Genomic DNA, 830 nt, shown 5'->3' on the forward strand with positions numbered 1-830 from the left:
CGTGTAAATTGTGTGGTGAGTTTTAACCAGTTTTCGGGGGAGATATTTACTCTTTCGAGTAAGGGTAAGCGTGTACTTTCAATATACCCGCGTTTATCTTCTCGCATACAACGCCCTGTTAACTCAACAAGTTCAAGATACGATTTAAGCTCAAACGGGAGTCCTTTTGGCATTATTTGACGTGGCATGCCTGCAAAGCGGAGCAGTTGTTTTGGTTGCTTGCCTTCGTTTGCCCGTGTTAAGCGTTGTTTGATGCTGGTATGGTCTGATTCCTCTGGTGTATTTGCCATTTTGGCTCTGATGGGATTTAAATCGACATACGCCATACAGGCGGCAAGTGCAGCTTCATCTAATAATGCTTGGGATCTAAATCGTCCCTCCCAAAAACGGCCAGTACAGTTATCTTCTTTATTTGCTCTGCACGCAATGTCTTCATTTAATAACCTCATAAACCAGCTAATACTTGATAAGCGCTCTCGGTATTCCTTTACTGTTTGATTAAAAAAGATAAGTTCAGCTTTACTTAGCTTTTCACCTTGTACATATTTCTGCGTTAACAATGTGCCTTTACAGAGTTTATGCCAGCGAATAACAATCGCTTTATCATTCAGCCTGTTTGCTTTTTTATCATCAACATACAGTACTAAGTGAGTGTGATTACTCATCACTGCATAAGCGCATACATCAATACAAAATACCTTAGCTAATTCAAGCAGCTTATCTTCAACCCAACCTCTACGATGCTCATAAGATTGACCGGTGAAATGGTCTTCGCCACATAAAAAAGCACGGCGAACACAACGTGAAATACAGTGATAATATTTTGTATC

General features: G+C 40.4%; 1 protein-coding gene. It reads right to left on the reverse strand.

Annotated elements, in window-relative coordinates; genetic code table 11:
* The coding region (locus P20495_RS20280; RefSeq protein WP_033015278.1) for a transposase at positions 1-830 on the reverse strand (830 nt) is incomplete at both ends.

Origin of the sequence: Pseudoalteromonas sp. BSi20495, from assembly GCF_000241185.1 — a bacterium.
In the GTDB taxonomy this organism is placed as follows: Bacteria; Pseudomonadota; Gammaproteobacteria; order Enterobacterales; family Alteromonadaceae; genus Pseudoalteromonas; species Pseudoalteromonas fuliginea.